Source organism: Maribacter sp., assembly GCF_039974175.1.
Taxonomy (GTDB): Bacteria; Bacteroidota; Bacteroidia; order Flavobacteriales; family Flavobacteriaceae; genus Maribacter_C.
Window position 1 is genome coordinate 509,655 of the sequence record NZ_JBDWJN010000009.1, and the last position, 20,244, is coordinate 529,898.

Here is a 20,244-nt window from a genome sequence, read left to right on the forward strand (position 1 = left end):
ATGAAGATAAAATTATCAATAGGGGTTCTATTTCTGTTTATGAGTGCACTATATGCACAAGAAGATTTGCTTGCAGAATTTGATTCTGTTCAACCCAACACCTACAAAAGTGCGGCATTCAAAGGCCTAAAAATTGTAAATTTTGAATCGACAAAAATGATTTCAAAAGGTGAATTGTACTTCGTGGTTTCACATAGGTTTGGATCGGTTGAAACTGGTTTTGAAGATTTTTTCGGATTAGATCAAGCTGTGACCCGTTTAAATTTGTTATACGGAATATCTGATGGCATCAACTTCGGGTTCTCTAGAAGTTCCTTCCAAAAAATTTATGAGTCATCACTAAAATTAAGGCTGATTCGAGAAAAAAAAGGTGGATTTCCATTTACCGTAGTAAGCTCAAACAATATTTTAATTAATACGGCTTTAGACGAACAAATTTTGCCTGGGTTAAAGTTTGAGAACCGTTTGGGATATACTGCGCAATTGTTGATTTCAAAAAAATTCAATAAGAACTTTTCCCTACAATTGATGCCTACTTTTTTTCATGACAATTATGTTGCCGTTGACGAACAAAATAACTCTCAATATGTATTGGGTTTTGGGGGAAGACATAAGTTAACCAAAAGATTTTCGTTCAATTTTGATTACGGCTATCATATGAACAGAGCCTCAAATTCACCATTTAAGAATCCACTTTCGATTGGTATTGATATTGAAACCGGCGGACATGTATTTCAATTGCACTTCACAAATGCTCAACCAATGAATACGAATGGTTTTCTAGGACAAGGAACTGGTGACTGGACGAGTGGTGATTTTTTCTTCGGGTTCAACCTTTCGAGAGTATTTTAATTCAAAACGAAAACATGAAAGCACAACGCGCAAGAATACCTGTTCAGAATAAATTTTGCATAAGATGTAAAAATGCTATTCTACTTAAATTGGCAGAAATACCAGATATTTCTAGCATTCAGTTATATGAAAAAGAATCGTTGGTGGTCTTTAACTTTTTTAAAGCCAATGAGTTGTCTGAAGTACTCAACCTCCTAACGGAGATAGGGTATCCTGAAGTTGGGGAACGATGGCATAAGGCTGCTAAGATGGAATCAAAATTATGTTTATGTTAGGGTTTGGTTGTTAGCTAAGGGCTTCCATATTGGAAGCCTTTTTTTATTGCCAATATGAAGAAGTATGTTTTGAAATTGTAAGGGCATTTTTCATTTTGCATGACCCTAACTAGTAACATAATTCCCATCTTTTAAACTAGTAAAAACTATTTCATAACGGCTTTCAAGCAGCTCTTCAACTTCAGCAGACGAAAAAGGTCTTGGTTCAATACCCCATTTCACTTCAAGATGCAAATAGCAAATACTATTGACGGGCCGTATGTACCAGCAGAATCAAATGAAAGAGGTAAGAACCATCTTAATTCAGAACGATGAAGCTACAAACGAATATTTCTAAGTTATCAATAGTCTAAAACACTGAGGTACACTTGGAATATATTCCCTTTTAAAGGCAAATATTCCCTTTCACCCAAGTTTTGTCTTCAAACGCAGTGGTTACGGGGTTTCTTTGTCATCATTAATTAATCAAATAATTTTAAAAATGAAGAAAATCTTTTTATTAGCAATGGTCACTTTATTTGTGGTCAGCTGTAGTTCAGATGATAGTGGTTATGGAAATGACCAAGATCAAAATCAGGATCAAAACGACGATCAAGACGACGGAACGGATGATGACCCGGTGGTTGTAGAAAATTCAGTGCGATTGGTTGTAGATGGAACATTTGGATCGGTTTTAACCAATTCAGAAGGTTTTACATTGTACTTTTTTGCCCCAGATAGCAAGGGAGATTCCAATTGTTTGGATGGCTGTGTTGCGGCTTGGCCAGCGTTCAATGCAACAGACCTTACCTTAGATGAGGGACTAAACCCAGATGACTTCGGTTCAATTACCAGATCCGACGGAGAAGAACAAACTACCTATAAAGGATGGCCTTTATATTTGTTTGCCAATGATGCCGCTGCAGGTGAAATAAATGGCGACGGCTCAGGGGGAGTTTGGTTTGTTGCCAAACCAGACTACGCTGTTATGTTTACAAGAAGTCAATTGGTTGGAAGAGATTCAGATGGAAATGATACCGAACTCAACAGCGCATATGAAGCTGGAGAAGAGGAGACCTTCTATATTACAGATGCTGAGGGCAATACCCTTTATAGTTTCATCAACGACGAAAATGGAACCAATAATTTTACTAATGAAGATTTTTCAAACAATGGGTCTTGGCCAATTTTTAATTCAGAATTGCAAAACGTTCCAAGTATTTTGAACACAGCAGATTTTGGAACTATTGATGTTTTTGGTCAAGCGCAATTAACCTACAAAGGTTGGCCCCTTTATACATTTGGAGGCGACGATGGAAGGGGCGATAACTTTGGAGTGGGCTTTCCAGTTGCTGGTGTATGGCCAATTCTGAACCTCGATACGGAAGTTGCGCCTGAACCTGAGGAACCAACAGCTACTATCGAAAGAACCTTTACAGTTTCCAATGTTGGGGCAACGTCTTACGTATTCGAATTTACCAGCCTAGAAAACCCAGAACTTGAATTGACAAGAGGTAGCACTTACGAATTCTCTGTGAATACACCTGGGCATCCATTTTTTATTAAGACAAATCAAAGTACAGGTACTAATGACACTTTTGATGAAGGTGTTACGAACAATGGAGCGTCGACAGGAACCATAACTTTTACGGTACCTGAGAATGCTCCTGATGTGTTGTTTTACAATTGTGAATTTCACGGTTCAATGACGGGAAGGATTCGAATTGTAGATGCAAATGAAACCAGCTCTTTTGATGTTAGCAACATTGGTGCAACTTCATATGTGTTTAGTGGTACAGGTTTTGATAATGACGAAAATTCCAATTTCACTTTGCGTAGAGGAAGAACTTATCAATTTAGTGTGAATACACCAGGGCATCCCTTTATAATAAAATCAGTGCAAGGAACTGGTACTGGCAACGCTTTTAATGATGGGGTGACAAACAATGGAATTGCCACCGGAACTATAACTTTTACCGTACCGTCAGATGCTCCTGACACTCTTTTTTATAACTGCGAGTTTCATGGTAGCATGACAGGAACCTTTGCTATTATTGATTAATTGAAAAAGGAAATATGTTTTTGTTAGTTTTGCCTAGGGTCGATATAGAGGCCCTAGGTTTATACTAATTTTAGAAATACGCTTTATATTTAATTGTAATTATTCTAACACATATTGAAAGGATTAGGTAAATTTATTCGGGTGCTGATTTTGGGGCTAGTGTTGATAAGCTTCTTTCTTTTATGGAACACTTTTTACACAAAACCGGTGAATATCCTTGAAGCTGAACCAGAACTGTATTTGAATGCGGAAACACTTATCGCCCATTTTAAAAGGGAAAACGACTATGCATTACGTGCTGAAAAAATTGTGGAGATAGAAGGTACAATTAAAGAGATTAACAATCTTAACAATCGAATTACTGTATTGCTTGAGGGGGGTGCCAATGAATCTGCTTCTGTCATTTGTGATATGCAAGCCGACCAAACGAAAAACCTGAAAAAATTTAAACCAAAAGACACCATAAGATTAAAAGGTATTTTCAAAGGATTTTTGAAAGATGCCATTTTTCTGAATTGTGTTATTTCACAAAAAATAATCAATGAATAAATTGATTCTATTTTTTTTACTGTTCATTTTTTATGGGCAGCAACCAACCGAGAATAAAATAATTGCCCGGCAGGGACGTATATCTTTTTTTTCATATACCGCGGTAGAACATATTAAAGCAGAGAACAATCAAGCTTTGAGCATTATCGATTTAGCCACAGGTGAAATTGCCGTTAGTATGCTTATGAACGCTTTTGTATTTGAAAAGGCATTAATGCGAGAACATTTTAATGAAAGCTATATTGAATCAGATATTTATCCGAAGGCTACCTTTGATGGAAAAATCATTGATTTTGATCCGGCAATAGGAGGGGAGCAGACTAGAATGATAAAAGGTGTATTTTCAATGCATGGGGTATCAAAAGAACTTGAAATAAAGACAAGAATAGAAAATGATGAGGGCACATATGTGCTATCTGGTACCTTTGAAGCCTTCGTAAAAGATTATAATATCAAAATACCTCCGTTGCTGGCAGGGAACATTGCAAAAACAATATCAATAGATTTTAGATTTGAATATCAGCCCTATGAAAGCTAAAAAAATACTTTTGCATCTGGTCTTGATCTTTGCGGTAAATACGCTTGCTGGCCAAGACCTTTTGGGCATACTTGACAAAGAACAACAAGATGCTCCGCAATATACATTGGCCACGTTTAAGTTTAGTAGAATTTCTTTTGGCCATTCGGTTGAGACACGCAAAAAGGGACTGCTAGACATCTATGTGGCAAACCGCTTTTGGAATACTCCGGCAGATAGGGCACAAAGCTTTGCCGCCGATCGCCTGAGCACAAGAATTGCATTGGAGTATGGTATATCAGACCGATTATTACTAGGCTTTGGTGGAACCACCTACGATGGGCTGTTTGATGGGTTCTTAAAATATAAATTGGTGCGGCAACGCAGCGATAAAAAAGGTTCACCACTAAGTGTTTCACTTTTGCAAAGTGCAAGTTATTTCAGTGAAGGCCTTGCTGCACCGACAATACAAGGTGATCTGGGCAATCGCCTCTCCTATACAACGCAGCTACTCATTGCTAGTAAAATCTCACCGAATTTTTCGTTTCAGATCGCTCCTACTTTTGTTCATCGTGGCCTGGTTTATTCTGAAGAAGATCCTCAAAATCACTTTGCCATTGGCTTGGGAATACGATATAAGCTGGGCAACCATGTTTCTTTTGTATCCGAGTATTATTACAACACAAACCCCATAACATCTTTTGATACTTACGGCCCCTTCGCGGTGGGTGTTAATTGGGAGATTGGTGACGTGATGCTACAATTTTCGCTCACCAATGCGGTGCGCATGGTTGAAGATTCATTTATCACCCAAACGAGAAACAACTTCAATTTTAGGAACCCCAATCTAAATTTTGGCTTTAATGTGGCCTATGTCATACATTTTAAAAAGGGCTTGAAGAAGAATAAATAGAGTCAAGTACTTTACAGTAGTTGTGCAGCCTTATGAATTAGCTGTTGGTTTAAATGCGCTTTAGGGTATCAGCCAATCAACGGTATATGCCTAAATACTAGTGCCACCAAACGGTAGTGGTTAAGCCAAATTAATTGACTTCATTGTTGATTGAAGTATCTCCTTGAGTTTAGGAAACTAAAGTATTCGCTAAATATGATTTTGGGCCAGAGTAGATTACATCCATTCTGGACTTTTGTTTTTGAGACAGCCAAAACAGGTAATCTGCTTGTAATACACGCCTCGATGCTCTTCGGATTACATACACTCTTTTTTTGTGGAACTAAATGGTGTTTATATTAAACAAGATTTAAGATATATTTAACAATAGTTGCATGTGCAACTATTTGAATTTGAACTAGTTTTGCCGAATGAAAACTAAAGAGGTTCATATTGATTTTGAGAGGTCTATCGGACCATGGCTAGGTAGAACCATGAAGTTGCTCGATTATCATATGCATGAAGCTCTTCAGTCGGCCGGTTTGGATCTGACCAAAGAACAGATGGTCGTTTTGAAGAAATTGCACCAGAAAGATGGCCTAAACCAAAATGAGTTGGCCTTTCTTACCTATCGTGATAAGTCTTCTTTGGCCAGACTGTTATCTAAAATGGAGCGAAAGAAGTACATCATTAGAAAACAGAGTACTGATGACAAAAGAGTTAATCAAGTTTTTTTGACCAAGACAGGAAGAGCAACGTATTTAAAAACAAGACCGGTTATTAAAAAGCTAATTAACAAAATGGAACAGAATATAAGTACAGAAGAGAAAGTGCAAATGATAGACTTACTTCAAAAAGTGCAAGTAAATTTTGAACCTGAGTTAACTTTTAATAAATGATTAACAACTATAGGTTAAACCCGCATGAAATGCTATGGTCTAATTCCGATGAATGGATAATACATTTAAATATCGGTTGCGACAAAAATGTTTTTAGAATTATCAACGTATGAGAAAAATAATATTATCTGTTTTGGGTGTTTTACTGATTGTAGGGGGCTTCTTTGGAGCCAAAACCATCATTGATAACAAAAAGAGTTTTAAACCAAGAGCGCAAAAAGTTGTGAAAACTGTGTTTACCGAAGTTGTAACCAATGGTACCGTTCCGATTGTGGTTCCGGCAAACGGAAACCTGATTGCAAAAAATAGAGTGGAACTTTATGCCGAAGTTCAAGGGGTGTTCAGAAAAGGGAATAAACTTTTCAAAACAGGGGAGACCTATCGCAAAGGAGAAACTATCATTCGTATAGATGCCTCCGAATATGCCGCCAGTGTACAATCGGCAAAGAGTAATCTTTATAATCAGTTGACTTCGGTAATGCCAGATTTGCGTTTAGATTATCCTGAAATTTTTCCCAAATGGCAAGCCTATCTCAGCGGTTTTGACATGAAGGGTGTAACCCCTCCTTTACCCGAAATGACCCTTGAAAAGGAGCGTTTTTTCATAAGCGGCAGAGGAATTTTGACCAGCTTTTACAATGTGAAAAACCTTGAACAAAGACTTTCAAAATATCGAATTTCTGCCCCTTTTAGCGGTGTTCTCACTGAAACATTGGTAACTGAGGGAACGCTAGTAAGATCAGGTCAGAAGTTGGGCGAATTCATCAATACAGATGTTTATGAGTTAGAGGTCTCGGTGAGCAAAGCTTTTAGTGACCTTTTGAAAGTAGGTGAAAAAGTAGAATTGTCAGCTCTAGATGACGATAAGACCTATATCGGTAAAGTGGCAAGGATCAATGGCAGGGTGGACCAAGCATCACAAACTATAAAGGCTTTTATAGAGGTAAAGGATAAAAGTTTGCGTGAGGGAATGTATCTAGAGGCGAATTTAGATGCCAAGGAGGAGACCAACGCCATTGAAATAGATAGAAGCCTGTTGTTAGAGGGAGATAAGATTTTTGTAGTACGAGATACCATTTTAGATATGATCGATGTCAAGCCTGTCTATTTTACTGATAAAAGAGTTGTATTGAAAGAAGTACCTGATGGGATTAAAATTATGTCTAAGCCCCTATTAGGGGCATATACTGGAATGGCAGTAAAAGTGTATGAAGATAAATCAGCAAATACAAAAGGATAATGCGCAAGGTCATTGAATATTTTATAAAGTACCATGTAGCAGTAAATGTGATAATAATTGCTTTTGCCGTTTTCGGTATAGTTGGTGCAAAGTCATTGAAATCCTCCTTTTTTCCACTCACCGAATCTAAGAATATCTCCATTGCCATAACGTATCCGGGAGCTTCACCTCAAGAGGTCGAAGAAGGTATCGTTCTGAAAATAGAGGATAATCTTAAGGGATTGGAAGGCGTGGATAGGGTTACCTCCACTTCACGTGAAAATAGCGGCAGTATTAACGTTGAAATCGAAAAAGGACGGGATATTGATTTCATGTTACTACAGGTAAAAAATGCTGTAGATAGGGTGCCGACCTTTCCCACAGGAATGGAGCCCCTAATAGTGTCAAAGTTTGAATTCGTTCGCCAAACCATCAGTTTTGCTATAAGTGGAGAACAAATACCGTTGGTTACCCTAAAGCAAATTGGACGACAAATTGAGAATGATATTAGGGCAATGGAGGGGATTTCTAAAATAGAGATTACGGGTTATCCTCAGGAAGAAATAGAGATTGCGGTGAATGAGAATAGCTTGCTGGCCTACAACATTTCTTTTTCAGAAGTATCTCAGGCAGTGGGTAATGCAAACATTTTGGTAACCGGCGGAAATATAAAGACCAATGCCGAAGAGTATTTGATTCGTGCCAATAACCGTTCCTATTACGGAGACGAACTTTCCAATATCATAGTAAGGGCCGATCCTTCGGGTCAAACTGTTCGCCTAAAGGATGTAGCTACCATACGCGATCGTTTTTCAGAGACTCCAAATGCCTCATTCTTCAATGGCAACTTATCGGTCAACACCTCAATTACCAGTACGAATACCGAAGATTTAATTGGTTCTGCTGATATGGTTAACGAATATATAGAGACTTTTAATCAGAAATATGATAACATAAAGCTAACCGTAGTTAGCGACCAGTCAGAGGTGCTTACGGGTAGAACGAAGCTTTTGGTAAAAAATGCTTGGCAGGGTATGTTGTTGGTGTTGATTTTTCTTTCACTTTTCCTGAATACCAGACTCGCTTTTTGGGTTGCATTCGGTCTTCCTGTTGCATTTTTAGGGATGTTCGTTTTTGCAGGATTTTTCAATGTGACCATCAATGTACTTTCTCTTTTCGGGATGATTATCGTAATTGGAATTTTGGTGGATGACGGCATCGTTATAGCGGAAAACATTTATCAACATTACGAAAAAGGAAAGTCTCCAGTTAGGGCGGCTGTTGATGGCACTTTGGAAGTGCTTCCACCAATACTTTCGGCAATTATCACCACAATATTGGCTTTTTCCATATTCCTGTTCTTAGATAGTAGAATAGGTGAATTTTTCGGGGAAGTTTCTGTAATTGTAATTCTCACCTTGGTAGTATCCTTAGTTGAGGCCTTGATTATATTACCGGCACACTTAGCACATTCAAAAGCGTTAAAGCCCAGAACAGATAAGCCAAAGAAGGGGATTGCCAAGGCATTTGCCGAATTACGGAAGATCAACCAAGCCGGAGATCGCTTTATGGCGTGGATGCGTGATACTTTATATAGTCCGTTGCTCCGCTTTTCTTTGAAGTATAAATTATTGGTATTCGGTTTTTTTGCCATGGCCTTGATGCTTTCTTTTGGTGTTATTGGTGGGGGAATAGTGCGCACATCTTTTTTTCCGCAGGTTGCGAGCGACCTGGTTCAGATTGAATTGAATATGCCTAACGGCACCAACGAGAAGGTTACTGACTCCATAATTTCCATGATCGAGGAGAAAGCTGAAATCGTAAATCAAGAGCTTACCGAAAAATACTTGAAAGGAACCGATAAAGAACTCTTTAGAAACGTAATACGAAGAATTGGCCCAGGCTCTTCTGCTGCCACTTTGAGGATAAATCTATTGCCTGGTGAAGAAAGACCTGATGAAATTGTGTCCACCATGGTAACAGGAAGACTAACCGAGTTGGTAGGCCCCATAATCGGTGTCGAGAGTTTGATTTATGGCTCTGGCCGTAATTTTGGAGGATCTCCCGTATCGGTTTCGCTACTGGGTAACAATATAGGTGAACTGAAGGCAGCCAAGCAGGAGCTTAAAACTGCCTTATTAGATAATAGTCTGTTAAAAGATGTGGCTGATAATGACCCTGCAGGTATCAAAGAAATACGACTTGAATTAAAGGAGAATGCGTATTTACTAGGTCTTGACCTTAGAACTGTAATGAATCAGGTAAGGGCCGGGTTTTTCGGCAATCAGGCGCAGCGATTTCAAAGAGGGCAAGATGAAATTCGGGTTTGGGTACGCTATGATCGTGAAAATCGTTCGTCAATTTCCGATTTGGATGAAATGCGAATAGTAACACCAAGCGGTGCCCGAATACCTCTAAAAGAAATAGCGGAATATAGTATCGAACGTGGTGATGTAGCCATTAATCATTTGAAAGGCCAACGCGAGATTCAAGTGTCAGCAGATATGAAAAACGCAAAAGACAGCCCTACCGATGTCATGACCGAAATTCGCGAGCTTATCATGCCTGAAATTCAGTCTAAATACCCTACCGTGACGGCTTCTTATGAAGGGCAAAATCGTGAGGTGGGAAAGTTGTTTGGCTCACTGCGTTTTGTTGGTCTTTCGGTTTTAGCATTGATTTATATGACCATTGCCTTCACTTTTCGGAGCTTTAGTCAACCATTGATGTTAATCTTGCTAATACCATTTAGTTTGACAGCTGTAACTCTTGGACATTGGGCGCATGATTTACCGCTAAACATCCTTTCCGTACTTGGTATCATTGCGCTAATAGGAATTATGGTCAACGATGGATTGGTCTTGATAGGAAAGTTCAATAGCAACCTTCGGCTTGGGATGAAATTTGACGATGCCATCTACGAAGCTGGCCGTTCTAGGTTCAGAGCTATATTTTTGACTTCAATTACTACTATTGCTGGTTTGACCCCTTTGATTTTTGAAACAAGTAGACAGGCCAAGTTTTTAATACCCATGGCAGTTTCGATTGCTTATGGGATAGGTTTTGCCACTGTATTGACATTGGTTATGCTACCACTATTTCTTTCCTTTAGCAATAAGATGAAGGTGAACACTAAATGGCTGGCAACGGGCAATGTGATCACCAAAGAGGAGGTTGAGCGCGCTATAAAGGAGCAAAAAGAGGAACTCCACATGCACGGGGAAATGCAACCAAATAAAAATGGAGTAGAAGAGCGTGTTGCTGAAATCTCCGAAACCGATTAGAAAATCTAAGTTAGTATTTGAAGTATCCGTATAATGAGAAATAGACTTTTAATCCCCATTCTTTTCATATTTGCATGCAATTCGCTCTCCGCTCAAGAGAAGTTATTGGCCAAGGAGGACGCTGTAAATTTAGCCTTGGAGAATAACTTCGGAATTAAAGTAGCGCGTAACCAAGTTAAAATTGCTAAGAATAACAAGAGTGTCTTAAATACAGGTTATCTACCAACTTTGACCAATTCTACCACTGCTGCTTATAATCGCGATGACTCGGTCATTGAATTTCCAGGGGTATTCAATGATGATGGTAGCCCAAGAAGCGATGTGGAGATAAATAAAGCAGAGGCTCAACGTTACAACTCCACCTTGAGCGCAAATTACACGCTCTTTGATGGTATGGGTCGCTTTTATAATTACAAACGACTGAAAGAACAGTTTCAGTTGAGTGAGCTTCAAGCTAGGGAGACTATTGAAAATACGATGCTACAGCTTTTTAGTGTATATTTTGAAGTTGCTCGAATAACGGAAAACGAAAATGTATTACAACAGGCACTTGAGATTTCTACCCAACGTATTAAAAGAGCGGAATATGCCTTTGAATATGGACAAAACACCAAACTTGATATTCTAAATGCTCAGGTCGATGTTACCAACGATAGTATCAATCTATTAAATACGAGACAGCAGCTCGCAAATACCAAGCGTGATTTGAACGTTGTTTTAAATCAAGATCTCAATGAGAAATTTCAAGTCGATACTCTGGTAGGTTTTATCCCTAAGTTACAGTTGGAAGAGTTCGTAGCACAAGCCAAATTGAATAACGTTGCACTTCTTCAAACCGAGAAGAATTTGGCGATCAATGCTTACGATATCAAAGTGAATAAATCTGGCTACTTACCGACGATAGGTTTAAATGGATCCTACGGTTGGAATTTAAATCAAAGTGCAGCATCTGCTTTCTTTCCAGGTACCAATAACACCACTTGGAATTTTGGTTTAGGAGCAAGTCTAACCTGGAATCTATTCGATGGCGGAGGAACCACCGTTAGGGTTAAGAATGCCAAGATTGCCTACGAAAATCAAGAATTATTAAAGCAACAAGTGGAGTTGGAAGTCAATCGCGATATTCAAAATGCCCTAGCTATCTATGAGAATCGATTGAACATCTTTAATATTCAAGAACAAAATGTGCTGACCAATCAAAACAACTTCGAGCGCTCAAAAGAACAGTTTCAATTGGGTAGGATTACTTCGATTGAATTCCGTCAGGCACAAATAAACCTATTAAACGCCCAGACGAATAAGAATCTGGCGAAATACGATGCGAAATTAGCAGAATTGCAACTACTTCAGCTAACAGGGCAGTTGCTAAATATAGAATTCTAAAATCTTCGCCGTATATTTAATTAGCTGCAAAACTTCATAGTATGGCTAATTTAGGTATCGGAATTATTGGAACAGGTTCAATTGCAAAAACCTTTGCAAAATGTATCTCCGAATTGGTAGATGTTGATCTCGTTGCTATGCACACAAAATCTGCTGACCGCCTTGAAGAAGTACAACAGCAATTTGGTGTTGGTGCTTTTGATGATATTAATGCCTTTTTAGATAATTCAGGAATAGACTTGGTGTGTGTTTGTAACGAAAGTGGTAACCATGGCGAAGCTATAACACAGTCAGCGAAGGCTGGCAAGCATGTGCTCTGCGAGAAACCTCTCGAAGTTACCCCCGAAAAAATAGATGAAGTCATTGCAATTTGCAAAGAGCAGCAAGTCATTTTAGGTTGCGTATTTCAGAATCGGTGTACTCCCGATTATCAATTGCTATATAAGGCAGTACATGGAGGAACACTAGGGAAACTTTTGATGGGGAATGCGTATATCAATTGGTATCGCAATAAGGACTACTATGCTAAAAGCAAATGGAGAGGAACCAAGCGATTCGATGGAGGAGCAGCTTTCATCAATCAAGGTATTCACACCATAGATTTACTCTTGAATGTTATGGGACCGGTACATTCTGTCTTTGGAAATGTACAAACGATGGTACACGACATTGAGGGCGAAGATGTGGGAGCAGGATTACTTCATTTTAAAAATGGGGCCCTTGGCACCATTACTGCAGGAACTTCTTTATACCCGGGCTATCCTGAACGTTTGGAAGTGTTTGGAGAAAAGGGAAGTGTTGTATTAGAAGCGGGCAAAATTGTTCAATGGAATGTGGAACATGTATCTGCCCCAGCATTAATGAACAACGATACTTCTGCAAGCGGGGCTTCTGACCCCACTAGTATTGGTCATTTAAATCATAAAATCGTACTACAAGATATGATCGATGCTATCAAAGAAAATCGTTCACCCATGGTCGATGGTATAGCGGCTAGAAAATCAGTTGAAGTCATTTCGGCAATCTACCGCTCTTCCAAAGAAGGGCAACTGGTGCGATTATAACTTCGAATTTTTTACTTGGGGTTTCTTCCAAAAAAGGTAGTACCCGTTCACCAAGAGAATAGCTACATTCGTAATAATCACCGGAATGCTAGGTAGCATTGTTCCGTAGGCAACGAAAAGTGCACATCCAATAGAATTGATGATTCGTAGCCGACGAATATCTTTATTAAAAAATGAGAGTAGTACAAAGAGACTGGCCAGGTAGCCTACGATTTCAGTCGGGTTTATTTCCATAGGTGCAAAGCTAAGCCAATATGCCATCTCCTTTTACAAAATAGCTCAAATAAAAAGTACAGATGTGCTTCAGATGTACTTTATAGTGGGCACTATTTTGAAGTTTCTACCGAACCGAAAACCTTTGTGTTAGAAGATCGAAAACAAATGATTCAAGACTTGTCACTAATTTTTAGCTTATAACCCAACGCGTGTTGGCCACAATAGTATTTTATTTAAGCATTAAGTATATTTTTAATTAATCAATAATTTACAGGTTCAGGCAGTGGCAGGATGTTTTTTTAGTATACTGTACAACCTGTGGGTGAAAATCAAAGGAAGAGAATAGGTTGATTTAAAATCAGTTATAACATGAAATATACACCTGAAGATGGTTTCCCATATTATTTTGACCTGGTAAAACATGTAGATTGTAAGTCACTTTTTGCTAGCTCCTCAACCGCTGCATTGCTAAGCTCAATAAGTGAACCAAATGCCATTTACCGCTACGCGCCCGATAAGTGGAGCATTAAGCAAATCGTTGGACACATTACTGATCACGAAAGAATAAAAATGTTTCGCGCATTTTTGTTAAGTCGAACAGCCCCTGTGGCGTTATGGGGCTATGACCAAGACCTCTTGGTGACCCACAGTCGTTTTGAAGATTTAACTATGAAGCAATTGGTTGATGATTATGTAAACGTAAGAAAGGCGTCTATTAGTTTTATAGATACCTTGTCTGAAAACCAATTGAAAATAAAAGGTATGGCCGGGCAATATGAAATCTCATTGGAAGATTTTCTAAAATCTATTGTTGGGCATGAAGAACACCATTTAAAAATTATTAAAGAAAGGTATATGTAATAAGAGTTGGGGTGGTATTTTCTACTGGTGTAGCAACCCAAACCTTTTTTAGAGAGATGCAACGGCGTCTTCAAATGAAAGATCATGTCATTGAAACGAGATGTTTCAGTGTTTTTTATTTACGGATCAACTAGGGTGTACTGCGAGCTGTGTTCAAGAGATTGTACTGCGACGGTGCGCTGAAAAAATAAATGGCAAACGTTACAGGCTTCATCTGCGTTTAATTAGCCACCCAATTACATACAAGACAATATTTGCTGAGATAAGTAGCGCGGTTAAGGTTATAAAGTAAAGTAGTGAATTCATGCCAAATCTTATATACTCCCCAAGCAGGGGGGGTGTTTCCATTATCTACTTTAATAGTAGCCGTTTAAATGATAGATTCGGAAACTAACAAAAGGTTGCTCATAGACCGGACAGGAATTTTAAAACCTGAACAATATGCAATCCGATTTTCTCAGATCATTTATAGGAGTTCCGTAGTGGTATCTTTGATTTTTGCTTTTTTATTATTAAGTTTAGTCAAACAAAAAATAGACTAACATCATGGGAAAATTTGAAATAAAAAAAGATAAGAGCGGACAGTTCAGATTCAATCTAAAGGCTGGCAATCATCAGGTGATTCTAAGTAGCGAGGCTTATAAAACAAGAGCTTCCTGCGATAATGGAATTGAATCTGTACGGAAAAATTCCAAAAATGATAAAATGTTTGAAAGAAAGACCGCCAAAGATGGCAGCCCCTATTTCAATCTTAAATCGACCAATGGTCAGGTCATAGGATCTAGTGAAATGTATTCTTCCAAGTCGTCTATGGAGAATGGTATTGCTTCGGTAGTTAAGAATGCACCGAAAGCTACTATTTCAGATTTGTCCTAGTACGAAAGAAGTCACTTATAATTTTATAGTTAAAGTAAATAGTTTAAAGACAGCCGGGTTAAGGCTGTCTTTTTTTGGCTTTGTCGCAAGCTATGAACCCGCTTTTTCTACTTTAGATAGCCGCGACCTCAATTTTACAATCCCTTACCACAAGCTAAATTAACTTTCTTTTGATTTCTATAAGGGAGGTAGGCCAAATTATGCCGAAAGCACAAATTGCCACGAGACACCATATTTGTCTTGACACCATCCGAATTTTTCACCAAAACCATAATCGCCTTCGCCTTGGTAGTCATCTAAGGGTACCATTACTTGACCACCATTTGAAGAAAGCTTTTCGAAAAGTGTTTGTATCACATCAGCAGATGGGTCACGTATAAAAAGTGAAACGGCGGGGGTAAAAGTCCAGGCATGATTATAATTACTTTCGGCAACCATGTAATCGGTTCCATTTAATGAAAAAACACCGTACTTAATAAGTTCAGGTGTACCTCCTGCTTCGCCCTCTGCATATTTTGTTATGCTCTTAATTTCTGAATTTGGAAAGATTGATGTGTAAAATGCGATGGCTTCTCCGGCTTTTCCGCATTGGTCACCTACGAATGTGAGGAATGTCGTTGTGTTCATCTTGTTGCTATTACCTATTGGCTAAATACTTGCTTGTTATTTTTTTTTGAGAATGAAGGCACAGAAAAAAGCCACAATCATTCCTATTGGTAATACTTCAATGTAGCTAATTAAGATGGCAAATAGAGGGTTCTTATACATTTCCTTAAAATTTGCCATTTGAACAGTCACAGCTTCTACCTCCTCTGGTGCGCTATTTCTTATTCTATAATCTGTGTAAACATCCATGAAATCTGGGATAAACAAATAGTAATACAACAAGCCAACTACAACATAAATCGTAGAAGCAACCAAACAAATTAATGCTCCAGTTTTGATTGCTTTAGAAAAGCTAATCTTGCCGTCAAGAAAATTGTCTCTGTAATTTCTGATACCAAAGTAAATTATAGAAAACATAGCGATTTGGGTTGCATACCCTAACAGATCGTTTCCTTGATAGTTAGGATTGGTATACATGATTTTTAGATGAATAATCGAATTGGTCGTTAATAGCACGCCTATCACAGCACCGAAAATTAGGATGATTTTTTTCATAACAAACGGATTATATAGTTTAAGTCGAAACTATACTATTTAAGAACTAATAACTTCATACTTTGGTACCGATTTTCTTGAATCAATATTATCAAACCGAAGTTGAAGCTCCCTCACGCCACGATTTCCATTTTTTTTGCCAATGAAATGGCTTTATATCTGTTTTTTACATTCATCTTAGAATAAAGATTGGAGACATGGGTTTTTATAGTGCTAAGGGAAAGAAATAAGTTGTTGGCTATGTCAGCATTGTTGTATCCTTGAACGATAAGTTGTAAAATTTCATATTCGCGCTTGGTGAGTTGAAGACTTTCCAAAGCAGCCTGGTTTAGGACAAATGTTTTGGGTTGATGCACTATAATTTCTTTCTCCACAACAACGGTATGCGTTTTTGGTTGTATCAATTGAGAAGCAATCCAAACACCTAAGACTGTGAATATAGCAGCTATCATTCCAATGTATAGATCTATTGCATTTTCAACTATCAGAAAATTCCACTGAAGCCATTTCAGCCCAAGGATTAGACCTGCCATTACTAATCCATATAATAGGATGTGCCGTAAACCTTTATCTACTTCCATATTCCGTGATTTGATCTTGTAGAAATTTTTATGGACTGATTTTTACTAAATTACAAAAAGCTCATGTATATGAGTGGTAGCAGACAATTTGCCACTACTTTTTATATCATAATATTCTTTAATAAAATGAAATAGAGCTTCGAGTTAGCACCAAAATGGGTATTGCATATAGGTTGTGTTGTCTTTAGGTTTTTCTATTCCTGATTTTGAATTGGGGTGCAGATTTCAATTATAAATCCGTTCAAATCTCTCAAATAACCAACTTGCTGTTCCCAAGGTTTTGTTACTGCCTTTGCTATAAGTTCTGCTCCATTTTTAATGGCATTTTCCATTACTTTTTCAACCTCTGAAGTTGAGAAAACCAATTCAATTCCAAAGGGCTTTTCACTTAGTTTACTTTCTTTAAAACCCTTTTTAAAGTTGGAATTACCGAGTTCAAGGTTCGCAAAAGCGATTGTAGTACTACCTGAAAGTATTTCGCCGTAGTCATTTTCTGTGGTTAGGAACTTTTGTTCAAATCCAAATGCTTTTGTATAGAATTCAATGGTTTCCGGTATGTCTTTTACGTAAAGGATGGTGTATGCGTACTGAATGTCCATTTCCATATTTTTAAGTTCGTAATTCGCAACGATAGGTTCCTCTGGAGTACGAAGCTCGTTCTTGCAAGAGCTGACTAGAATTAACAAGATTGCTAAAAACCAAAATTTCATATCGTTATTTTGATACAAAGTTACTAGGCTGTAAAATTCTTGTTTTGTAAAAAAACGACATTACCTAAAATAGCTTGGATTTTCTCCAGAAATACGTTTGAATTCATAAGTCATATGCGCATGGTCAAAAAACCCCATATCGAATGCTATTTCCAAAAGGCTAGTTTTGGTGAAGGTCGCTATCGATTTCTTGGCATTGTTGAAACGTACAATGTTTGAAAACTCCTTTACGGTCAAGCCGATATAACTTTTGAATCGCCTTTCCAATTGTCTTAAACTTATACAATGCAATTTGGCTAAATCTCTAACATTTACAATGCCTCGCAACGATCTTATTTTCTGTGCGACCGATAAAACGATTTGGTCTTGTCTGAATGAATTTTGTATAAATGATGTTGTGATATGGTTTTCGAGAAAGTTTATTTTATCTGTTATTTTTTCTAAGCCAGTAAGTTCATTTAAGGTATTAAAGGTGTTATAAGGAACAATATTCGATAATTCAAGACGTAAGTTTTTGGTTTGGTCAAGAGGTATTTTAATTAGCAAGCCCAGCCTTTCGACTTTTAAACGTACTCCAATTAAATTCGATTCGGAAGCTAATTCACGAAGTTGATATTTTGTCATAACCCCCGAGAGAAAACCCGTGTTTTGGTTTAGGTCGAAAATCAGATCTGCACAAGTATCAGGCAATATTTTGAAATTCTCACATTCTTTATTATTCGAGAATGTCCAAAAAGTATCGATTATATTATCATTTCTTTTTGATGGTCTTATCTCTTGATACATAGTTTGTTAATGTTGCCTTCTATGCCCTGCATAAACCGCAGTTTTAGCACCTTTTAATTTCTGTTTGCCGTATGAAACTAGAGATTTAAAGTTTTGTAAATGATTCCTTTATTTCTTTCCCATCTTCCCATACAGCGGTCAATTGAAGTTTTATTGTGCCTTGTTGTTGAAGATCAAATTGTAATATTTCATATAAACCAGTAGGCATTCCAGCGTATTGAAATTTGTTGTCGCCTACGTATTCATAACTTTCTCCAAAAACTTCACTTTTAGACCATAATAGACCATCCTTTTCAAAATACTCTTTGATGCTACCATTATTGTCATTTGTATACTTTCCGATAATTTGATCTAGAGAGGAAACAGAAACATTGAGTTTGTCATTCATATTACAATCGAATACAACCTTCTTTGTTCCATTATTCTCTTCTACTTTAAGTTTTCTGTATTCGGCTTTCTTAGCTGCTGACCAAGGATCTTTTTCAATGTAAGGATCACCTTGGAAATAAATTTGAGTAATTAAACTCTGATACCCAGGAGCAGAAACCATTAGATGAAAATGTGCTGGCCTAATAAAGCCACCGCCGGCATCATATGGCACAGGCATTTGAGTCTTGAATTTATACCTGCCGTTAACATCGCAATAGGTTGTTCCTCTATATCGATATTCATCAGAATCATTATCGTAGATTTCGTCAGACGAACAATGCCAAAGTTCTACTTTCGCATTTTTATAAGGGGTTTGACAATCCTTGTGCCTTACTATTCCAGATAGTTCAACAATCTCTCCGGGCATACCGGCAATTACCAAATTTTCTCTTTCAGGGCTGTTCGGACGATAAAATGGCCCTAATATATCTGTCGTGGTTACACAATCTCCTTCGTAAGATTTGCCGTTGAATCTTATAAATCCTGTTGTCGATATGGCTATTACACTAAGCCCTGTCAGTTTGGTAAATGCTCTTCTTTTCATAATGTCAAGATTTGATTACGTAATTGAATTGTGTTTTAGCGTATACTGCCAACGGTTTAACTAGGCCAAGTAGGGTAATAAAAGTAGTGAACTTTCAATGAAACACTTAGCCAAAACTTTTTGCTTTGCGACCTATGCCGGGTTTTATATTTTTTAAAGGCCTTTAAAATAATTTGTTAGACTTAGACAAGAGCCCTGAACTTTGGATTATGCGCGAAAACCCATATTAATTAGAGCCATCGTTATACGCTTTTCGTATGTCATTCCAAGTAATTAGTTCGATACTATTTTCCTTCAGTTTTGACTTATTTTCTTCGTTTGCGAAAAAGTCAAAGTCGATCTGTCTCCATTCAGAACCAAAATTTGGATGATTGACGGTAATGCCTTTCATTTCATTATCATCGAATGCAGGATGTATTAAAATGAGGTTCAGTCCGCCTGTCAATTTTTCTAAAATGGAATCGTAGAAGTCGTTAAGTTTACCAGTCTTGAAATATTCAAATTCTCCAAAATAAGCGCGGTCAATTAGAAAATCCTCTTGTTTGATATTCACCTCAGAATTCAGTCCGACGATTTTCATCAATTGTTCATTTATTAAAACGGGGAGCTTATATTTTTTGCCTAATTCTCTGTATATGTCAAAAAACTCAGGGCTTGCTCCAACGCTATACATATGCGAATCAATATGAGTTGGGTTTAATCCGAATTTAATTGCTTTTTCGATTTGTGCCTCAAGTTCATTTTTAACATCTTCAACTGAGGCGTTTTCTCTAAGTTGTTCCCTTTTTTTATAGAAATGACCATTCTCGTCTACTAAACTTGGCACTTCGGAAACGGGTAAAACAGGGCCAAATTTGTAATTTTCCCATTCGCAGGTTAATGTCAAGTGAATTCCGTTATCAAATTGAGGGTTGTTTTTAGCAAATACAGCCATTTCATAAAACCACGGGCAGGGAACCATTATACTATATGAGTTCACAATTCCTTGCTCTAGCGATTGTATTGTTGCCCTATTTTCAGAATGGGAAAGTCCTGCATCATCTGCGTGTATTATTAATAATTTGGTGCCTTTCGAGAATCCCAATCTTTGTGCTGAGTTCATTTT

Annotated in this window: 21 protein-coding genes; 13 read left to right on the plus strand and 8 right to left on the minus strand. The window is 37.8% G+C overall.

Annotated features, from left to right (window positions below):
- The 11 genes from ABJN95_RS08680 (at position 1) to ABJN95_RS08730 (ending at position 12,975) form a co-directional block, all read left to right on the plus strand.
- The gene (locus ABJN95_RS08680; RefSeq protein WP_348369987.1) at positions 1–852 is read left to right on the plus strand and encodes a DUF5777 family beta-barrel protein; all 852 of its coding nucleotides are present in this window, start codon (positions 1–3) and stop codon (positions 850–852) included.
- A 14-nt stretch (positions 853–866) separates the two neighbouring features.
- Positions 867–1,127 carry a hypothetical protein gene (locus ABJN95_RS08685; protein ID WP_348369988.1) on the plus strand — a complete coding sequence of 87 codons (261 nt, stop codon included), beginning with the start codon at positions 867–869 and terminating at the stop codon, positions 1,125–1,127.
- A 481-nt stretch (positions 1,128–1,608) separates the two neighbouring features.
- Positions 1,609–3,168: a hypothetical protein gene (locus ABJN95_RS08690; RefSeq protein WP_348369989.1), complete on the plus strand. Its 1,560-nt coding sequence runs from the start codon at positions 1,609–1,611 to the stop codon at positions 3,166–3,168.
- Positions 3,169–3,375: 207 nt separating this feature from the next.
- Positions 3,376–3,717, plus strand: a complete 342-nt coding sequence (locus tag ABJN95_RS08695; RefSeq protein ID WP_348369990.1) for a hypothetical protein — start codon at positions 3,376–3,378, stop codon at positions 3,715–3,717.
- Positions 3,710–4,255, plus strand: coding sequence for a YceI family protein (locus ABJN95_RS08700; protein WP_348369991.1), 546 nt, complete (start codon positions 3,710–3,712; stop codon positions 4,253–4,255). The genes ABJN95_RS08695 and ABJN95_RS08700 overlap by 8 nt, the downstream gene beginning before the upstream one ends.
- Positions 4,245–5,147, plus strand: coding sequence for a DUF5777 family beta-barrel protein (locus ABJN95_RS08705; RefSeq protein ID WP_348369992.1), 903 nt, complete (start codon positions 4,245–4,247; stop codon positions 5,145–5,147). The genes ABJN95_RS08700 and ABJN95_RS08705 overlap by 11 nt, the downstream gene beginning before the upstream one ends.
- Before the next feature lie 410 nt (positions 5,148–5,557).
- Positions 5,558–6,025: a MarR family transcriptional regulator gene (locus tag ABJN95_RS08710; RefSeq protein ID WP_348369993.1), complete on the plus strand. Its 468-nt coding sequence runs from the start codon at positions 5,558–5,560 to the stop codon at positions 6,023–6,025.
- Between the two features lie 109 nt (positions 6,026–6,134).
- Complete coding sequence (locus ABJN95_RS08715) at positions 6,135–7,265, plus strand: HlyD family efflux transporter periplasmic adaptor subunit (RefSeq protein ID WP_348369994.1); 1,131 nt, start codon at positions 6,135–6,137, stop codon at positions 7,263–7,265.
- Positions 7,265–10,528: an efflux RND transporter permease subunit gene (locus ABJN95_RS08720; protein WP_348369995.1), complete on the plus strand. Its 3,264-nt coding sequence runs from the start codon at positions 7,265–7,267 to the stop codon at positions 10,526–10,528. Before ABJN95_RS08715 ends, ABJN95_RS08720 begins: the two co-directional genes overlap by 1 nt.
- Before the next feature lie 33 nt (positions 10,529–10,561).
- On the plus strand, positions 10,562–11,911 hold the full coding sequence (locus tag ABJN95_RS08725; protein WP_348369996.1) for a TolC family protein: 1,350 nt from the start codon (positions 10,562–10,564) through the stop codon (positions 11,909–11,911).
- A gap of 41 nt (positions 11,912–11,952) precedes the next feature.
- Positions 11,953–12,975, plus strand: coding sequence for a Gfo/Idh/MocA family oxidoreductase (locus ABJN95_RS08730; RefSeq protein ID WP_348369997.1), 1,023 nt, complete (start codon positions 11,953–11,955; stop codon positions 12,973–12,975).
- On the opposite strand, the gene ABJN95_RS08735 is transcribed toward ABJN95_RS08730, so the two are convergent.
- Positions 12,970–13,209, minus strand: a complete 240-nt coding sequence (locus ABJN95_RS08735) for a YgjV family protein (RefSeq protein ID WP_348369998.1) — start codon at positions 13,207–13,209, stop codon at positions 12,970–12,972. The genes ABJN95_RS08730 and ABJN95_RS08735 overlap by 6 nt on opposite strands.
- 351 nt (positions 13,210–13,560) lie before the next feature.
- On the opposite strand from ABJN95_RS08735, the gene ABJN95_RS08740 reads away from it, so the two are divergent.
- Positions 13,561–14,052 carry a DinB family protein gene (locus tag ABJN95_RS08740; RefSeq protein ID WP_348369999.1) on the plus strand — a complete coding sequence of 164 codons (492 nt, stop codon included), beginning with the start codon at positions 13,561–13,563 and terminating at the stop codon, positions 14,050–14,052.
- A 546-nt stretch (positions 14,053–14,598) separates the two neighbouring features.
- The gene (locus tag ABJN95_RS08745) at positions 14,599–14,928 is read left to right on the plus strand and encodes a YegP family protein (protein WP_348370000.1); all 330 of its coding nucleotides are present in this window, start codon (positions 14,599–14,601) and stop codon (positions 14,926–14,928) included.
- A 198-nt stretch (positions 14,929–15,126) separates the two neighbouring features.
- Here the strand turns inward: ABJN95_RS08745 and ABJN95_RS08750 are convergent, their stop codons facing one another.
- The 7 genes from ABJN95_RS08750 to ABJN95_RS08780 form a co-directional block, all read right to left on the minus strand.
- The gene (locus tag ABJN95_RS08750; RefSeq protein ID WP_348370001.1) at positions 15,127–15,555 is read right to left on the minus strand and encodes a VOC family protein; all 429 of its coding nucleotides are present in this window, start codon (positions 15,553–15,555) and stop codon (positions 15,127–15,129) included.
- A gap of 36 nt (positions 15,556–15,591) precedes the next feature.
- Entirely contained in the window at positions 15,592–16,089 is a 498-nt protein-coding gene (locus ABJN95_RS08755) for a DUF4199 domain-containing protein (RefSeq protein ID WP_348370002.1), read from the minus strand.
- A gap of 113 nt (positions 16,090–16,202) precedes the next feature.
- Positions 16,203–16,670 (minus strand): response regulator transcription factor, encoded by a 468-nt coding sequence (locus ABJN95_RS08760; RefSeq protein ID WP_348370003.1) that lies wholly within the window; start codon positions 16,668–16,670, stop codon positions 16,203–16,205.
- A gap of 194 nt (positions 16,671–16,864) precedes the next feature.
- On the minus strand, positions 16,865–17,380 hold the full coding sequence (locus ABJN95_RS08765; protein WP_348370004.1) for a VOC family protein: 516 nt from the start codon (positions 17,378–17,380) through the stop codon (positions 16,865–16,867).
- Between the two features lie 60 nt (positions 17,381–17,440).
- Positions 17,441–18,166 carry a helix-turn-helix domain-containing protein gene (locus ABJN95_RS08770; RefSeq protein ID WP_348370005.1) on the minus strand — a complete coding sequence of 242 codons (726 nt, stop codon included), beginning with the start codon at positions 18,164–18,166 and terminating at the stop codon, positions 17,441–17,443.
- A gap of 85 nt (positions 18,167–18,251) precedes the next feature.
- Positions 18,252–19,139, minus strand: coding sequence for a hypothetical protein (locus tag ABJN95_RS08775; RefSeq protein ID WP_348370006.1), 888 nt, complete (start codon positions 19,137–19,139; stop codon positions 18,252–18,254).
- Between the two features lie 226 nt (positions 19,140–19,365).
- Entirely contained in the window at positions 19,366–20,241 is an 876-nt protein-coding gene (locus ABJN95_RS08780) for a polysaccharide deacetylase family protein (protein WP_348370007.1), read from the minus strand.
- Positions 20,242–20,244: the final 3 nt, after the last annotated feature.